The sequence below is a fragment of the bacterium (Candidatus Blackallbacteria) CG13_big_fil_rev_8_21_14_2_50_49_14 genome (assembly GCA_002783405.1).
Lineage (GTDB): Bacteria > Cyanobacteriota > Sericytochromatia > UBA7694 > UBA7694.
Genome location: PFGG01000004.1, coordinates 53,209 through 68,839, shown reverse-complemented (window position 1 = coordinate 68,839; position 15,631 = coordinate 53,209). Strand labels below are relative to the sequence as shown.

Genomic DNA, 15,631 nt, shown 5'->3' with positions numbered 1-15,631 from the left:
AGCACTGGTTTCAGGCCCAGCAGGGGTTGCAGGAGCACTGGTTTCAGGCCCAGCAGGGGTTGCAGGAGCACTGGCTTCAGGTACGGCAGGGGCAGCAGATTGTAGTTGCATATCTGTTTTTTCAGACACATTGAATTCCTGAGCATCCTCAACTGTGTGAACACGCTCAGGGCGGGCAATAAACTGGCCTTGACGAGAAACAGAAGGGAGCAGAGCAATAAAGAAGCGAAGATGCTCCAATCCTTGAGAACCCATTGGCATATCTACACTTAATGAATAGGCATTACCAAATGAAAGCTCAAACTCTTGAGCAGCATCATGGTTAACGGGTGTAAAAAAGTGAATACCTTTATTAAAACTAAAGACTTTGCTCTCTGCACCAGACTGTGGTGCCCACGAATTATTTTCAAAATCTGTCGCTGAAAATTGAAGCGCAGGGAAAGTCGGAACTTCATTGGGCTGGAACCCAACCGGATTCTGCTGCCGCATTAAAGCCTGATAGGCCAATCTTGCCCAAAGCAAATCATTCTGGTTCAAGGAAGAATCAAACGCTTCAGAAGCTGAACGCTCCCCAGGAACCAAATTTTGCTCTTGTTCAGCGGAGGGTAAAAGTGGCTGTATCAGTAGCAAGCCAGAAATCTGGTGTTCTGTTGTTCCCTCTGAAGAAACACCTGGAAGAGTCTCTGAGGGCTGAGGAGACACCGCGGGAAGAACCTCGGGTGTAATTTTAGCTACCCGTTCAGAATAATGAAAAGAGACGGGTGAAGTACTTAAAACGGGATGCTCACTTTTTAAAGGGGGAGCCATTGAGATATGCAAGGACTTTTTAAGATCCGAAGATAACGAGACGCTCTTTTGAGCTTCACGCTCCAACCAAAATCCAAAAGACTGTTTTTCTGTTTCAGTACGTCTGACAGAAACAGAGGAACTTTTACTCTGGGCTAACTGGTGAGAGATAAATACCATCATATTCTCTATACTCATTACACTTAATCAATCCCATTCAATCATAATTTAATGTTTTTTCTTCTTGGCTTTTAATGCTTCTATGAGCAATTGCTTCTCCATAACTTCTTGACGACGTTCTTCTTCTTCAAGGGTCAAAGCTTTTTTACTGAGGTTTTTACGAAAAATGGTGCCAGCCATTTCATCGAGTTGTTTGGCTTCGATTTTACCCATCTCCACCTTCCATTCCTCATGTTTTTTTTCTTTGTGCTTCTCCATGATTTTCTTCTCTTTAGAAGCCACAACGAGCTTTTTACGAATCAGCTCAACGCTTTCATTCATCTTTGAAACGATTCGGGTTTGAGACTCCAGCTTTTTCGCCAGATTCTCAAGAAAAGTATTGGTTTGCTGAACTTCAGCCACCTCACCCCGAGAAAGATAACCTTCCAAGCTCTTTTGGGCTTTGGTACGTTTTTCAGAAAGCGCATTCAACATCGCCACCTCAGTATCGCGGTCACGAATAGCCAAAGCCAATTCAGCCTGAAGCTGCTCGACCTTCTTGGTACGAAAATCAAGCACTTTTTCAAGACGATACTGAAATTTTTTTCCGGCCATATTTAAGTTGAAACCAAAACTCTCAAATAATTACAGAAGAAAAACGCAAATCATACCAGCCAATCGAAACTCAGTTACACATTGCTCTTATATAAAACTGAACAAAAACAGAACTGACTGCATTTGCGAAAACTTTACGCCTACATAAACAGATTCTAAAAAGCAGTTCTGGTTCATATAAAACAGCATGCAACTGTTGATGAATATAGCATGCAGCCAGAAGATAAATCTATAGACAAACGGGGTCACTTAATGACTCTTTAATAATAAAAAAATATAAACTGGCTTATTTAATATTTTTTTAATTTTACAAAGCGCCGTAGTATCGCATATACTAAACTCTAACACCTTACATCTCGAGAAAGGTTTAGAGTCGCGAATTATGGATTTTGCTATCAAATCATTGCTTCCCCAGGCGACGGGCAGTGCCAGTTCTACCAACGTAGTAGACCAGGATCCCGCCAAAATGGCAGAAGAATTTGCAAAAATGTTGGTGGCCCAGATTTCAAATCAGGACCCCCAGAACCCGATGGATGCCAGTGAAATCATTTCACAGAACGCCCAGTTCACGGCTTCTTTGGCAACGGTACGTTTGGCCAACCAAATGGCGCATTATAATCAGATTCAGACATCCATTGCTGTCATGGGACGTCCTGCAGAATATATTGATCCCAATGACTTTACACAAACCCCTCAAACAGGCCTGATTACAGGAGTCGATTATACAACAACGCCTCCTGGCCTGATTATCAACGGCGCTTTGATTCCCATGGATAGTATCCTGCGTGTGGATCAAGCTCAGGCTGTTGATACGGCAACAGCCACCAGCCAACTGACTGCCGCCACACGGCAAAATCAGTTACAACTGGTAGGCAAAACAGTCGAGTACTTTGACCCAACCAGCAATACCAATATGGTTGGCGTTGTCGATGAAGCGGATCTTCAGTCAACACAAGGTTACATGACTATCAATGCAACATCTGTGCCTTTGACAGATATCATCCGTGTTATTAATTAAACAAATTACAAAAGTATAAATTTTGGAGGATAACTAGATAAATGGGTGACGTAAGAATTTCGGCTAAATCGTCCTTGATTGCGCTGAACCGTTCAATTGAGGTTATTTCAGGTAACCTGACCGGTGCCAGCATTTACGGTTTCAAAGGGGTTCGTCTCTCTTTTGCAGATACCCTGGTAAACGTACTGAGAACTGGTACAGGTTCTACCGGTGGTTCAGGTGGTTTGAACCCGATTCAAATCGGTACAGGTGGTATCAGCGTTGGCGCCACCACCACCGACTTCTCTCAAGGTTCTATCATTCAAACCAAAAACGCAGGTGACGTAGCCATTCAAGGTAACGCGTTCTATTCAGCAGTAGATGCTGGTGGTCGTATCACCTACACCCGTAACGGTGAGTTTCACTTTGATGACCAGGGCAACTTGGTTACCAGCGATGGCCTTTTCGTTCTGGGCGTTATGGATGACCTGCGTGAAGTTTCACAAAGTGGCCGCTTGGTAGACTTTGACTCTACTATCGACTTCAACGAAGCAACAGATCCTATTGGTGATGCTTTCGCCAATAACCGTAAAGGGATCACGATGTTGTTCAGCAATATGGGGAATATCCCCATGGTCGACATCAACCAAAAGACCATCCAACGTACAGGTACAGGCGACACCAACTTCGGTGTTCTGTCCTTTACTTTGGGTCGTAACACTGACTTGAGTTCTACTGGTGGCCCTGACTCTCTGGTCACCTTGTACTCTTTCTTGGATCTGACCCGTGTTGATGGCCTCCAGGATCGCGTTGTTCCCCAAACTTTCGTCTCCGCTGGTGCAATCGGCTCACTGACTCTGTCAGGCGGCAATACCGTAGCCTTTACCAACGCAGTCGGTATCGTTCTGGGAACCATCATCGGTCCGACCTCAGCAGGTAACGTAACAGGTCAATATCCTGTCACCCTGCGTCTGACCAGTACCAACAACACCTTCGCAAATACCTCTCTGGACAACGCCAAATTGATCGCTCAGGCCATCAATGACTTGGCAGACAGAACCGGTATCGGCGCCTCTATCATCATCAACCAGAACAAACTGGACCAAGCGGCAATCGTTCTGACTCACGTTCAACGTGCTCTGTCTACCACGATTACACGTTTGACCACCAAGGTTGAAGTTCCACCCGGTGAAGCAAACACCAACCTCTTCTTGAGTCTGACCAATACCGGTGCTGGTGTACTGGAAAACGTTACAGACAGCCGTGGAAACCTCTTCCACCGTGTTAACCTGAAGAGCTTGATTGGCCGTAGCCCCCGCTTCGTACCCCAATCCGGTGACCGCTTCCAGTTTGACAGTACCGGTCAGTTGATCAATACCTCTCGCGGTCAGGACGAAGCTTCAGCTCCTCCTTTCGCAACAGGTATCCACATCGCATTGTCTAAATTTGCGAACAACGACGGTCTGTTGAAACAGCGCGGTTCTTCACAGTTCCAGTACACGGAAGCCTCAGGTGACATCCTGGTTGGTTACGCCGGTCAGAACAAAGGTAAAGCCATCGACACCAAGCGTGGTGTGGAAGGCGTTGGTACCTCTATTGTAGGTACAGAAAATACCGTGATCGCGTCCGCTCTGGAAGCATCCAACACCTCTATTACAGAGGCTTTGCCTGACTTGACCATCGCTCAGAAGTCCTTCACTTCTAACACCAAGGTAGTTAACGTGGGTAACTCCATCGTTGATGACTTGAATGGTCTGATCCGGTAATTTAGTCTGATATTGAGAGCAGCGTGGGGATTTTTCCTCACGCTGTTTTCTTTTGGACAGATTTTTTATGATAGAAAAAATTACTCTCTCTGAGATTCCAACAAACGCCTTTCCCGATCGTTACCATCACAGTATTCCGCTGAGTTACCTCTGGCGAAAGACCCCCGATGTCATTTGGCTTACCGATCAACAGGGTGGCTTTGCTTGCTACCACCCCAATACAGGCTTTTGTATGGCAGCCCCAGAAACTGTTGATTTTATTCCCTGGGCAAAGTGGATTTTTCAGGAAAAAATACCCCTGATGGCCGGCGAACGAAAACTCCATTTCCGCTTATTACAAGTTCTGGGGCAAATCATACCCGAAGAAGCACCGATTCAAGCCCTCTGCCGATATGAATTTCAAGATTTTTGTCTGCATCAAACACCCTTATCCCCTCTGGACTCTCAACTTCAGATCCAACAGGCTGAACAGAAAGACGTCAATCGGCTTTTCTATTTTTATAAGCGCTCAGAAACCATGGAGGCACGTTCGATCGAAAGCCTTCAACAAACTATTCAAAAGGATAAGCTCTTCTATATTCAAAAAATGGGAAAAATTCTTTCTGCCAGCCTCACCCACTGTGAAACACCCGATGCCGCCCTGATTGGGGGCGTTTATACCCCCAAAGCCAATCGTGGCAAGGGTTATGGCAAAGCCTGTGTTCACGCCTTAATGGAAGCCCTCAAAAAAGAAGGAAAGACACCTTGTCTTTTTTACGAACAAAACAACCAAGCCGCCCGTGCCCTTTATAAAAGTTTGGGCTATACCCCCTATGGGGAATGGGTCATTGCTGAATTGATTTATCAGCCCAATAAACCCAGCTGATCCAAACGAACTTTCCAGAAGGCTTGATTTAAAACCTTTTCGCCAGCCTGCATATAAGCAGAGCCTATTTCATGGGCTTGCTTTTTTGCCAACTCCTGCCAAGAACCCAACTGGCTATATTTCTGAAACCCCGCTTGCCAGTCAGATTCCTGCCATTGTTTAAAGGCCCAGAAGTCTTGACCTGGCCAAGGCTCTACTGCAGGTTCTTGGGTAATCCAGATCGGTTTCGCTTGAAACAAACCCCAACAGAGATAAAACAAACCTGCATTTTGGGGAGAGGCAACAATACAGTCAACAGCGGCCAGTAACGCCCCTTGCTCTTCAAGTGAAAGCTTTTCATCCAGAATACTCAGATTTGATTCAGCAATCAGTTCTTCACACAGTAAATAACAGGAACCTGACTGCTCAGTTGTCCAGATCAGACAACCCTGTTCAGAATTCTGAGCAAAATGCTTTTCGTATTCAGAAAGAAAAAGACGAAGCTCTGTCAAGTTAAAAGTATCAGCCAGCAGTAAAAAAACAGACTGACACTCCCCCATCCAATCTGAGCAATCTTGAGAAAGGGACATGATTTCATCTTTTCCCAAAAACTGAAAGGGAATCAAATCCGGTCCCAACCGTCTTAACTTCAAGTCTGTAGCAAACTCAAGTGAGCGTAGATATTCACCCGCAGAATTCCCTTGCTCTAAAATTTTCAACTGAGCTTCTTCTGAATTTTGAAGATAGAGCAGCCCTGAGTCTGGAGCCAAACGGGGAGTTTTCTCCAAAGAACTACTCCAGGCAAACGTAAATTTATGCAAGAGCGCAGAAAGAGAAGGGGAACTCAAAAAAGAGGGATGATCCCCACATAAAAACCTCAGCCGTTCAAGAAAATCAGGCTGCTGGTGTTGTTCAACCTGAAAAAAAACTATCAGATCGTTCGAATTGAATGATTTGGACTGCGTCAACAGCAATAACTGACAGATGGCATGAAGGGCACTCAGTTCAGAAAATACGCCTTGATAACGCGCAACCCAAACCTGGATTTCATTAAAATTCCGAAAAAAGAGATAGGGCGTTAAAATACGCTCTAAATGAGAAATCAGAAAGGGTTGAAGCTTTAAACCTTCCTGAAATCTTTCCCAAGCGCGATCTTCATGCCCCAATAGGATTTCAATTTCAATCCAGGGAATAAAAATTCGACTGTCAGGGAAATTCAAATAAGCATTCTCAAAGGCCTTAAAAGCCTTTTCCCTTTGATCAGACTTCTTGAGCAAAATTCCCAATTTATACCAAATTTCAGACATCAAAAGATGGATATAGGCATCATCCAAAGCAGGAATATCATTTTGCAGCTCAAAGCTTACCCGCTCCCATTCTATTGCCAAGAGTTCTCGGCCACGGCTGCGAAAAAAGGGCAAAATAAAACTGCGGTAAGACATTAAATACTGACGGCCTTCCCCGGCCATTAACTCGACACAACGTGAAAAATGCCAAAGTGCCTTTTGGATTTCATGAAATGCCTCCTGGCACAAGGCCAAATGGTAATGAAAAATAGGATGTAAAGGCGCAAATTGAAGACCCTGCTCAAAACAACGTTTCGCCAGTTCCCATTCCTTTCGGTTTTGCTCTGTCACAGGGCCCAAAGGCATGAGCATTGCTCCCAAGGCATTCAATCTCCAGAACATCTGTTCATCCATTGTTTCGCTCTGAAGCTGATTTAGAGCCTCATACAGTATGGGGATGGCCGACTGCAAGGCCTCGGGCTGACTGGCTATAAATTGTCGCAAAGCCCTGAACTTGAATTGAGATAAACCGGTAAGTTGGCCCTTCAAGCGATAGGTTTTTCTTTCTTCAGCCAAGGGTAGAATTTCTGGAATCATTTCCAGTATGCGTCTGAATTGTTTTTCATAACTGAAATTTTGAATTTTTTGATATCCTGCCTCTGCAATCTGAGCCCGCTCTGGCTCATGAGACAAATAATATTCCAATAACTCAATCAGATTATCAGCTCGATAATAAATACACTCTTGCCTGTCTGTTAAAAAAAAGGGGATTTCTTCATTTGCTTCTTCAATAAAAAGCAAAGCCCCACAGGCCGGAGCTTCATAGGCCCGCATATTCATAACTTGGGCAATGGTATAGTTCAAGACAATTCGACTTTGATTTAAGACGCGCCGATAATCCTCTCCCCAAAGACCCTGTTGAACAAAAATCTGATACCGCTCCTGTAAGGCCAGAACCTGATCGAGCAATAGGCTGCGTTGTGGGTGAATGGCCTCATTTAAATTGCCTATAAATGAAACATCATAGCGAAACTCTGACTCTGGATTGCGATACATGGTCGCAGGGTCAAACGAAAAACCCGGCCAATGAAAGACAGAATCCAGGCCTGCGGCCTGTAAAAAACGCATCAGCCGTGTATCGGCCAAGGTAATATCAAAAACTTTGGCAAAATCTAAAGTGGTTAAATAAGCCAGATTCCAGTCCCCAGGAATCAAAACCGTGGGATAGGGGCACTGCTCAATGCCAGGTGGCAAGCCTTGATAAAGAATATCCCACCAGATCACCAGGTCAGGAGACCAACCGGAAGGCAAAGCCTCAAGAATTTTGTCAAAATGGGAAAAGTTTTCCCAAGAATAGACAATATCATAAGAAAATCTTTGCGTAAAAAATGAGCGGGGCATAAAAAGCTTGATATTTGGGTCTCTGTTGTATTTCCCAATGAGTTCAGGATTAAACAGAGGCCCAATTAAAAGCTTATAGGGGCTCTCTTCTAAAACCAAAATGATCTCAGATCAAGTGTTTAACTGACAACCTGCTCAACCTGTGCCTGCTGAACAAGCGTCAATAATTGCTGAGCTTCAGGCTGTTCAGGTGCGAGTTCCAGTGCTTTTTTAAGATGAACTTCGGCCTCATCCAAACGCCCTTGTGCAGAAACACAAACGCCCAAAGCATAGGAGACATACCAATCCGATGCAGAACCTTGTTTAAAAAGAGTCTCAGCATCAGCAAAGCGCTGAGCTGCGACCCATAAATTGCCCAATTGAATCAAAGCCTCTGAACGTTCAGGCTGGGTTTGAATCAAATTCTGCAAAACCTGTTCAGCAGTCTCAAGATCTTCATTCAATTGGGCCAAAAGCGCTTTGCGCAAAAGCGCATCGTAGTGATCCGGCTCTTGGTTGAGAACCTGTTCAAAGGCCTCTCCAGCTTGCTCGACTGCACCCACCTGTAAACAAAACTCACCCAAAAGCAACCAATCCTGAGGTTTTTGGCAAGCTTGGCGCAGGGCCTCAAAATGGCCGTGATCAAAAGCTTCAAGATTGGCCTCAATCCATTCAAGAATGGTTTTCTGCATTTTGGCTTTAAAATTATCAGGATCCAAGTTCAAAATCCCCTGATAGGTTTTATGCGCCAGTTCACGGCGACCACTGGCCTCGTAAATTTTGCAGAGTTCAAAAGCACTTTCTATCGTTTTCTCAGGGCCATGTACACGGGTTTGAAGCATCAGTGCTTCAAAGGGTTTTTCCTGCTTCAGATAAATATTTGAAAGATTCTTAATATCATACTGGCTGAGTTCCTGATCCTGTCTCAGTTTGGCTTCAAAATAGCCTTGGATCAGCGAGGTATCACCCATGTATTTTTGAACTTCTTGAATCAGCTTTTCTTTATCTGCACCTGGATAAGCTTCAACAGCCTGGTGCATATATTTCTGACTCTGCGCCAGATCCTGTTTCACAGCATAGGCCATCGCCAAATGCAAAAGCGTCCCCCATCCCCCGATACGGCTGCTTTGGGCCGCATAAAATACGGTTTGATCCTGATCGGTCTGACTGTAGCGCAAGGCATTCTCAAAGCAGGTGATCGCTTCATCTGGATTCTGGTGAGAGAGCTGAAGAAAACCAAAATAGTCCCAAAAGTCTGGGTATTGACGCATATCAGGAAATTTTTCCAAAGCTTCACGCGCAGCGGCAATCCCGCCCTCAAGATCGTTGAGATAGTAAAAGCTTCTCAGATAATCAATATAGGCAACGGGGATATGAGCCGATTCTTCGGGACTGATGGCGCTGTCAATACAAATACGCAACCACTTTTGGGCCTCTTGGGGATCGGTCATGGACGAGCCTAAATAAAAGGCGTAAAAACTGTAAAGATCCATATTGTTCAATTGTTTGGCCTGATCCAGGGCTTTGCGAATCAACGGAATATTGCGTTCTTCAATTTTTTTGGCTTTGATATCAAGATCTTCATAGCCGTAATGCCAAAGCACCAATGATTCTTCGGGAATGGTAACAATCCCAGTATTTGGAAAGATTTGCTCATGAATAACACCAAAGAACTGCGTGTCAGGGGTTTTTCTAAAAAGGCGAACCATATAATGCCCCAAAATACTGCCAGCATCTTTTTCACGCATATAATTGCGGATAAAGACCTGGTAACGAACAGGACGTTCTGTAGGAATCAGAAAAACACGCAAATTATCTTTTAAATGTTCATCTAAACGCTCATCGGCATCTAACATCAGGATCCAGTCACCGGTCGCATGTTTCAAAGATTCATTCCGTGCTGCCGCAAAATCATCGTTCCACTCATAGAAAAACACCTTGGAACCAAACTCACGGGCAATTTCAACGGTCCGATCGGTAGACCCTGTATCCACCACAATGATTTCATCAACAACACCCTGAACACTTTTCAAAGCATCGGCCAAATATTTTTCCTCATTCTTGACGATCATGCAGAGACTGAGTTTTTGATCCGGGTTGAGTTTAACGCGGGAACGCTCGGTTGCCCGCTCAAGGTCTTTGAGTAGATGTTGATAATTATTCACTGGCCAATCCTTTAAAACATCGATTTAATCAGAGCCACAAATGGTGATTCAGTGGTTCCATTTTAACACAAGCCCTTTCCTGCCTGATGAGGAGAAGCCCACGCACTCAAAAACTTACAAAAGTCTCCCTCAGGTTTGTGTCGGAACTCCCAACCATTTGAATGATGAGGATGTATAATACAGCTTATGAATCAAGCAATGCCCCCACAGCCTCAACAGGCTGCCCCTAAAAAGAAAAAAACCAAAGGCCGCAAGAAAGCTGACCCTTTCTGGCCTATCGTCATTATTCTTTCCATTCTTGCATTTACAGGCTCATTCTGGTTCTTCTATATGCTGACCAGTAAAATTAATACGAGAACCTTTGAAACCACAGATAAACCCAAACTGATGGTCACTCCCACGCCCTATGAACTGGAAGGGGGCACAAAAACAGTTGATTATGGTCCCGTGCCAACACCTACCCCTCCAGAAGAAGGCTCTTCTTCTCCTCTCCAGAACCAGACTTTGGCAACAGCATCTCCTGAAATGGCAAGTAGCCCCAGTGCTGAGCCCAGCGTTTTGGCAACCATTGAACCCACGCCAAGCCCGCTGCCGACGCGAACACCTCGCCCAGTCGTCACGCCCGTGGCAACACCTACGCCCCCACCGGTGAAGAAAGCTGCCTATCGCGTTCAGGTGGGCTCCTATTCCAGCCGTGATGCGGCACAAAAAGTAGCGACTGAACTGTCTGAAAAAGGTTACTCTGCCGTTGTATCTGAGGACAATGGCAAATTCAAAATACAGTTGGGCGTATATTCGGAGCAGGACAGCGCACTGGCCGTAGCTGAAGAAGTAACACAGCAAGGTTACGCTGTCGTTGTCCGCAAAGTTGAGCTTTGATCCGATACGCTTTCATTCTTTGCGCTCTCTTGTATGCCTTACCAGCAGGAGCAAGTTCTTTGCGCGGCATGGATTTAGCGGAAGAATTTCGCATCGGCCCCATTTTTCACAGTGGACTGGCACTCAGCAATCAAATATCAGGTGATCGTCAGTATTATCTGCTTGAACTGAGAGGAGAAAGCCCCAATCACGGCTTCAGCCGTATTTTTCTGCGCACGATTGCACTGTATGAACTTTTGTCGCTTCCCAACCTGCAAACCAGCTCCGATTCCAATCCACGCCAGGTGAGGATGCACCATCAATTTTTCAGTTTGGGGTTTGAATCTCCTGTCTTTTATGAATGGAGCCGGGAACAGGACATTGAACTGGGTTGGACCGGCGGTTTTACTCTGGCGAAAGTCACCTTTAAAGAGCCTCAAAAAACCAAGGACAAGAGCACGGGGTTCGGCAGTCTGTTTTCAGATTACCCTGAAATACAGCCCAGCCAGATTGCACAACCCAAAAACAATCCTGCTCAGCAGGATGCTCAATTTATGGGCGGGATGCTGGGAGGCTATAGCCGATACTACGGTTTTTTTCCCTTTGTTCCTTACAGTTCTGTGAGTTTCAGCTTTGGCAATTTTCTCGATAAATCGGCTTTGGTTGAAGGTGTGGAACCAAAGTCCAGCACAACGACCCCAACAAACAACACAAGCACAGTCAAACAACGCATCTTTCAAGCGGCTCCCCGCTTGGGCCTCTCCTTTTCAGCAGGCCTCGATTATTATCTGTTTTCACGCGGCTTATTGGGTCTTGAATATTCATTTTGGAACTGGGATATCAACCAAAGCAACGATTATACCCATTTTCTAAGTTTAAAGGCTGGAATCCTTTTCTAAGCTTTTCCAATAATAGGTTTGAAATTTCGGCTCATTTGGAAATATGCGCAGGGCATAATTCAGTGTTTTTTTAAAACTGACTTCATCTTTCAATTGCAGCGAGAGATCCAAAACCTCAAAAAAAACTGAACGGGCAAGTGGGTTCCAGTGCAGACTTTGTTCTAAATACCATAAAGCATCTTGGTGTTTTTGCTGACGCCTCATCAATTGACCCATTAACTGATAAGGCAACCACCATTCCGGCTGCTTCCGAATCGCCTGTTTCAGGAAGTCTCCAGCCCAAAGATCCTGACCATGTGCAGACATCCGCAGGGCACGAATCAGATCGGTCATTGCCGATTGTGGATTTTTTTGTTCAGCCAAAAGCCAGTCGTGCTGGGCAAGATTCAATTGTCGTGTTTTGAGATATTTCAGATACCCCCTGAGAAAATACACCCCCTGAAGATCAACCTTGTTCTGCAAATCTGTTCCCTCAGAAAGCTGTGGCAAGGAAAAAGAGAAGCCCGTCTCTTCCATTTTCACCAAAAACTCAAGATCTTCTGAACGATTGTTTTCAAAAACAAAATTTTTAAATTGTTTATCAGCCTCAAACCAATCTCCACAAGCCATTTCAGCTTCAATCCAAGCAAATTGATAGTTACGATGTTCTGGAAAAAGCAGCGCTGCCTGGCGAAAAAAAGTACGCGCCGTTTGGGGCTCCATCAGCCATAAATAAAGTTTCCCCAGCTTGTAATGCCCCAAGGCCTGTTGAGGTTCTGCCAAGGTATATTTTTGATAAAAGGAAACAGAAGCTTCTGCCAATGCAGCCTGATCACAGATTTGTCCGGACTGGCAACGCGTCAAATTTTCAAAAAGCGTATCCCCCGCGATCAAATACGCTTCAGGGTGCATCTTGGCCTGTAGATTAACCAATTGAAAAGCAATTTTTTTTGCAGAATCAAAATCATGGTTGAGCCGATAGAGCCAATTAAGTTGTGCCAGGCTCTCAAAGTCCTGAACGGGTTGATTCAAAAGTGACTTTTCAAAGTCTTTCAGGGCCTCTCCATAATCAGCCTGCGCCAAACGAATCAAACTGCGTAGACGCCAGGCCTCATTCAGAAGGGGATAGTCTTTAATTAAACGCTCAGTTTCTACATTTGCAGCCGCATAGTTTTGAAGCTTCAGATAAGACAGGGCCAATCGCAAACGCAACCCCTTGCTGCGCGAATGCACAAACAAGGCCTGTTGATAGTAGCCTACTGCCTCGGCAAAGTCTTCTAGCTGGTAAAATATATCCCCGATGGCCCCTTGAAGATGCCCCTTCAGTTCCAACGCTGGCAATTGTTTCATGGCCAGACGATAGACCCGATAAGCCTGCTGATAATCCTTTAATTGGTAAAAAGCCACACCCAAACTGAAGAGAATATCCGGGTTTCCAGGATCTTTTTGATTCGCCTGTTCAAAATAGCTTCTGGCTTCCTGGTAGTAGCCTTTCTGCAGAAGCAGTAAGCCTTGCTCATATAATTGCTGTTCTGGTGAAACCGCTGCCTTTAAAACAAGTAAAAGCCAAGCAAGCAATAAAAAACGGCCTGCCCGAAGTATCATTTCAGCCTTGTTTTTTCTTTAAGAGCAGTTCCCTCAGCAATTGGTTGGTTTGTGCCGGTTCTGCCCGCCCCTGGGACAATTTCATCACTTGCCCCACCAAAAAGCCAATCACCTTTTCTTTGCCTTCCAGAAACTGCTGAACTTGTTCAGGATTTTTTTCAAGCACCTGCAAAATAATACCCTCCAAAGCAGAGCTGTCAGAAATTTGGGTCAATCCAGAGGCTTCAATTAATTCCTGGGCCGTTTGTTCTGTTTCCAACAAGGGAGCCACCAAAGTTTTGGCAATTTTTCCACTGATGGTTCCTTTTTGCAAAAGAGTCAATAACTCAGCAAATTTGCTTGAGCTTAAACGGGTTTCTTCTAAACCCAGATGTTTTTCATTTAAATAGGCAGCAATATCTCCGATCAGCCATTTACAAGCCTCTCTCGCTTCGGCCCCAGCAGCAAGTGTCGCTTCAAAAAAGGCAAGGTAACTGGGCTCTGCCACCAAAGTGCTGGCATCGGCCTCACTCAGCCCCAAAACTTCTACATAGCGTTTGCGACGCGCAGCAGGTAGCTCAGGCAAACTCTCAGCCAACTCGAGCACCCAGGCAGGATCAATTTCGAGGTCGACCAAATCGGGATCTGGGAAATAACGGTAATCATGTGCATCTTCTTTCGAGCGCATAGAAATCGTACGGTGTTTTTGTTCATCCCATAAACGGGTTTCCTGAACCAGACTTTCACCACATTCAATCGCCGTGATTTGACGCTGAATCTCATAATCCACAGCCCTTTGAAGAAAGCGGAAGGAGTTGATATTTTTAATCTCAACACGGGTGCCCAAGACCTCAGACCCCACAGGACGCACTGAAATATTGGCATCACAACGCAAACTGCCCTCCTGCATTTTGCCGTCACAAACCCCAATCGCCATGAGAATACTGCGCAACTCTTCAAGATAAGCACGCGCTTCGTTGCTGCTGTGAATATCGGGTTCACTGACAATTTCCAAGAGAGGCACACCAGCCCGGTTAAAATCAATCAGACTGTAAACAGAGCCAGCCATGCGATCGGCTCCAGCATGCACCAACTTACCCGCGTCTTCTTCCATATGAATGCGCTTCAGACGAATATGGCGCACTTGATCTTCCACCTGCACTTCCAACCAGCCATTTTCAGCAATCGGCTGATCAAACTGCGTAATTTGATAGCCTTTGGGTAAATCAGGATAAAAATAGTGTTTGCGATCGAATTTTGTTTTTGCGGGAATTTGACAATGTGTCGCCAAACCGGCACGAATGCCCATCTCTACTACCCGCTGATTCAAAACAGGCAAAGTACCTGGCAGGCCTAAAGACACAGGGCCCACATGGGTATTGGGGGCAGCACCAAAATGAGCGGCTGACTCACAAAATAACTTTGCATCCGTCAATAATTCCGCATGCACTTCCAACCCAATTACGGCTTCAAAATCTGTCACAAAATGACTCCTTAAATTAAGATCACACTCAATTTCAATATTCGTGAGGAGGCCCTTGTAAACGCGAACTGGAATACCAGGGCCAAGGACGCACTCCAAAAATCTCTAAAATCCTGATTCGCAGACAGCCGGTCTCAAGCTCAGTCAAATCCTCACAAAGCTGAACAAACTCTTCTGACCAGACCCAATCATAAACAGTGGATTGGGCAAAGGGAATATTGCCCCAACGCCGGATCACCTGATCATAAGAAGTTTCAGCTCTTTGTAAGGCCTGGTTCAAAATTTGCTCAAACAAGTGAACACCTTATTGTACGTCTTTTTTCAGGAAATTTCTTCAACTATGATACACTATGGATGTTGTGTGAAAATAGCCTACTATATTGGATACAGAGTGGAGAAGACAAAAAGTGAGTCTTTTACCCAAATTAATTGTTGCGGGTATCGTCATTGGCGGTGGCGCCTATTTTTATGATACGAGTGCCTCCAAAACAAAATTACAGGACGCCACCGTCACCCTTGTTGAAGCCGATGACTTGAGATGTGCGCGTCAACATGAAGGCATGTGTAAATACCACGCCACAGTGGTGATTAAAAAAGAAAAATTACAATACAAGTTTCGGATCCCCTACCAGTTTTATCACACGGATGAAAAATTGAAGCCAAAAGATCGTGTTCCTGTATTAGTAAAGCAAAAAATGATTTTCCCCGCCCGTATTTTAGGTCTTGCGCCAAAATTACAGGCAAAAATTGATAAAATGATTTCTGAAGAAAGATTATAATCAGGAATCAGATTTTTAAGATAGAAAATATTTTACTTTAATAATTATTTA

The 15,631-nt window shown here is 44.9% G+C and carries 12 protein-coding genes and 1 pseudogene; 6 read left to right on the top strand and 7 right to left on the bottom strand.

Annotated elements, in window-relative coordinates:
* The coding region (locus tag COW20_00415; GenBank protein PIW51139.1) for a hypothetical protein at positions 1-966 on the bottom strand (966 nt) is incomplete at its 3' end.
* Positions 967-1,014: 48 nt separating this feature from the next.
* Positions 1,015-1,560 carry a flagellar export protein FliJ gene (gene fliJ, locus COW20_00410; protein ID PIW51138.1) on the bottom strand — a complete coding sequence of 182 codons (546 nt, stop codon included), beginning with the start codon at positions 1,558-1,560 and terminating at the stop codon, positions 1,015-1,017.
* Positions 1,561-1,942: 382 nt separating this feature from the next.
* Here fliJ and COW20_00405 point away from each other — a divergent pair, with 382 nt between their 5' ends.
* From COW20_00405 to COW20_00395, 3 genes are all read left to right on the top strand, one after another.
* Positions 1,943-2,578: a hypothetical protein gene (locus COW20_00405; GenBank protein ID PIW51137.1), complete on the top strand. Its 636-nt coding sequence runs from the start codon at positions 1,943-1,945 to the stop codon at positions 2,576-2,578.
* A 41-nt stretch (positions 2,579-2,619) separates the two neighbouring features.
* Positions 2,620-4,323, top strand: a complete 1,704-nt coding sequence (locus COW20_00400; protein PIW51136.1) for a hypothetical protein — start codon at positions 2,620-2,622, stop codon at positions 4,321-4,323.
* 67 nt (positions 4,324-4,390) lie between these two features.
* Entirely contained in the window at positions 4,391-5,188 is a 798-nt protein-coding gene (locus tag COW20_00395; protein PIW51135.1) for a hypothetical protein, read from the top strand.
* On the opposite strand, the gene COW20_00390 is transcribed toward COW20_00395, so the two are convergent.
* The gene (locus COW20_00390; GenBank protein ID PIW51134.1) at positions 5,167-7,953 is read right to left on the bottom strand and encodes a hypothetical protein; all 2,787 of its coding nucleotides are present in this window, start codon (positions 7,951-7,953) and stop codon (positions 5,167-5,169) included. The genes COW20_00395 and COW20_00390 overlap by 22 nt on opposite strands.
* 1,703 nt (positions 7,954-9,656) lie before the next feature.
* A pseudogene (locus COW20_00385) lies at positions 9,657-9,905 on the bottom strand (glycosyl transferase).
* 279 nt (positions 9,906-10,184) lie between these two features.
* Here COW20_00385 and COW20_00380 point away from each other — a divergent pair.
* A complete protein-coding gene (locus COW20_00380) occupies positions 10,185-10,877 on the top strand; it encodes a hypothetical protein (protein ID PIW51133.1) in 693 nt (230 codons plus the stop codon).
* A 68-nt stretch (positions 10,878-10,945) separates the two neighbouring features.
* Positions 10,946-11,755: a hypothetical protein gene (locus tag COW20_00375; GenBank protein ID PIW51132.1), complete on the top strand. Its 810-nt coding sequence runs from the start codon at positions 10,946-10,948 to the stop codon at positions 11,753-11,755.
* Here the strand turns inward: COW20_00375 and COW20_00370 are convergent.
* Genes COW20_00370 through COW20_00360 form a run of 3 tightly spaced genes read right to left on the bottom strand, consistent with a single transcriptional unit; the run spans position 11,732 to position 15,096 of the window.
* Entirely contained in the window at positions 11,732-13,339 is a 1,608-nt protein-coding gene (locus COW20_00370; GenBank protein PIW51131.1) for a hypothetical protein, read from the bottom strand. The genes COW20_00375 and COW20_00370 overlap by 24 nt on opposite strands.
* A gap of 1 nt (position 13,340) precedes the next feature.
* Positions 13,341-14,801: an Asp-tRNA(Asn)/Glu-tRNA(Gln) amidotransferase GatCAB subunit B gene (locus COW20_00365; protein PIW51130.1), complete on the bottom strand. Its 1,461-nt coding sequence runs from the start codon at positions 14,799-14,801 to the stop codon at positions 13,341-13,343.
* A 34-nt stretch (positions 14,802-14,835) separates the two neighbouring features.
* On the bottom strand, positions 14,836-15,096 hold the full coding sequence (locus COW20_00360) for a hypothetical protein (protein PIW51129.1): 261 nt from the start codon (positions 15,094-15,096) through the stop codon (positions 14,836-14,838).
* 112 nt (positions 15,097-15,208) lie between these two features.
* On the opposite strand from COW20_00360, the gene COW20_00355 reads away from it, so the two are divergent.
* Entirely contained in the window at positions 15,209-15,580 is a 372-nt protein-coding gene (locus COW20_00355) for a hypothetical protein (protein PIW51128.1), read from the top strand.
* Positions 15,581-15,631: the final 51 nt, after the last annotated feature.

What these genes read in the sequence shown, in the direction of transcription:
- fliJ (PIW51138.1), bottom strand. Translation starts at nt 1,560, where the DNA reads ATGGCCGGAAAAAAATTTCAGTATCGTCTTGAAAAAGTGCTTGATTTT.
- COW20_00405 (PIW51137.1), top strand. Translation starts at nt 1,943, where the DNA reads ATGGATTTTGCTATCAAATCATTGCTTCCCCAGGCGACGGGCAGTGCC.
- COW20_00400 (PIW51136.1), top strand. Translation starts at nt 2,620, where the DNA reads ATGGGTGACGTAAGAATTTCGGCTAAATCGTCCTTGATTGCGCTGAAC.
- COW20_00395 (PIW51135.1), top strand. Translation starts at nt 4,391, where the DNA reads ATGATAGAAAAAATTACTCTCTCTGAGATTCCAACAAACGCCTTTCCC.
- COW20_00380 (PIW51133.1), top strand. Translation starts at nt 10,185, where the DNA reads ATGAATCAAGCAATGCCCCCACAGCCTCAACAGGCTGCCCCTAAAAAG.
- COW20_00375 (PIW51132.1), top strand. Translation starts at nt 10,946, where the DNA reads ATGGATTTAGCGGAAGAATTTCGCATCGGCCCCATTTTTCACAGTGGA.
- COW20_00370 (PIW51131.1), bottom strand. Translation starts at nt 13,339, where the DNA reads ATGATACTTCGGGCAGGCCGTTTTTTATTGCTTGCTTGGCTTTTACTT.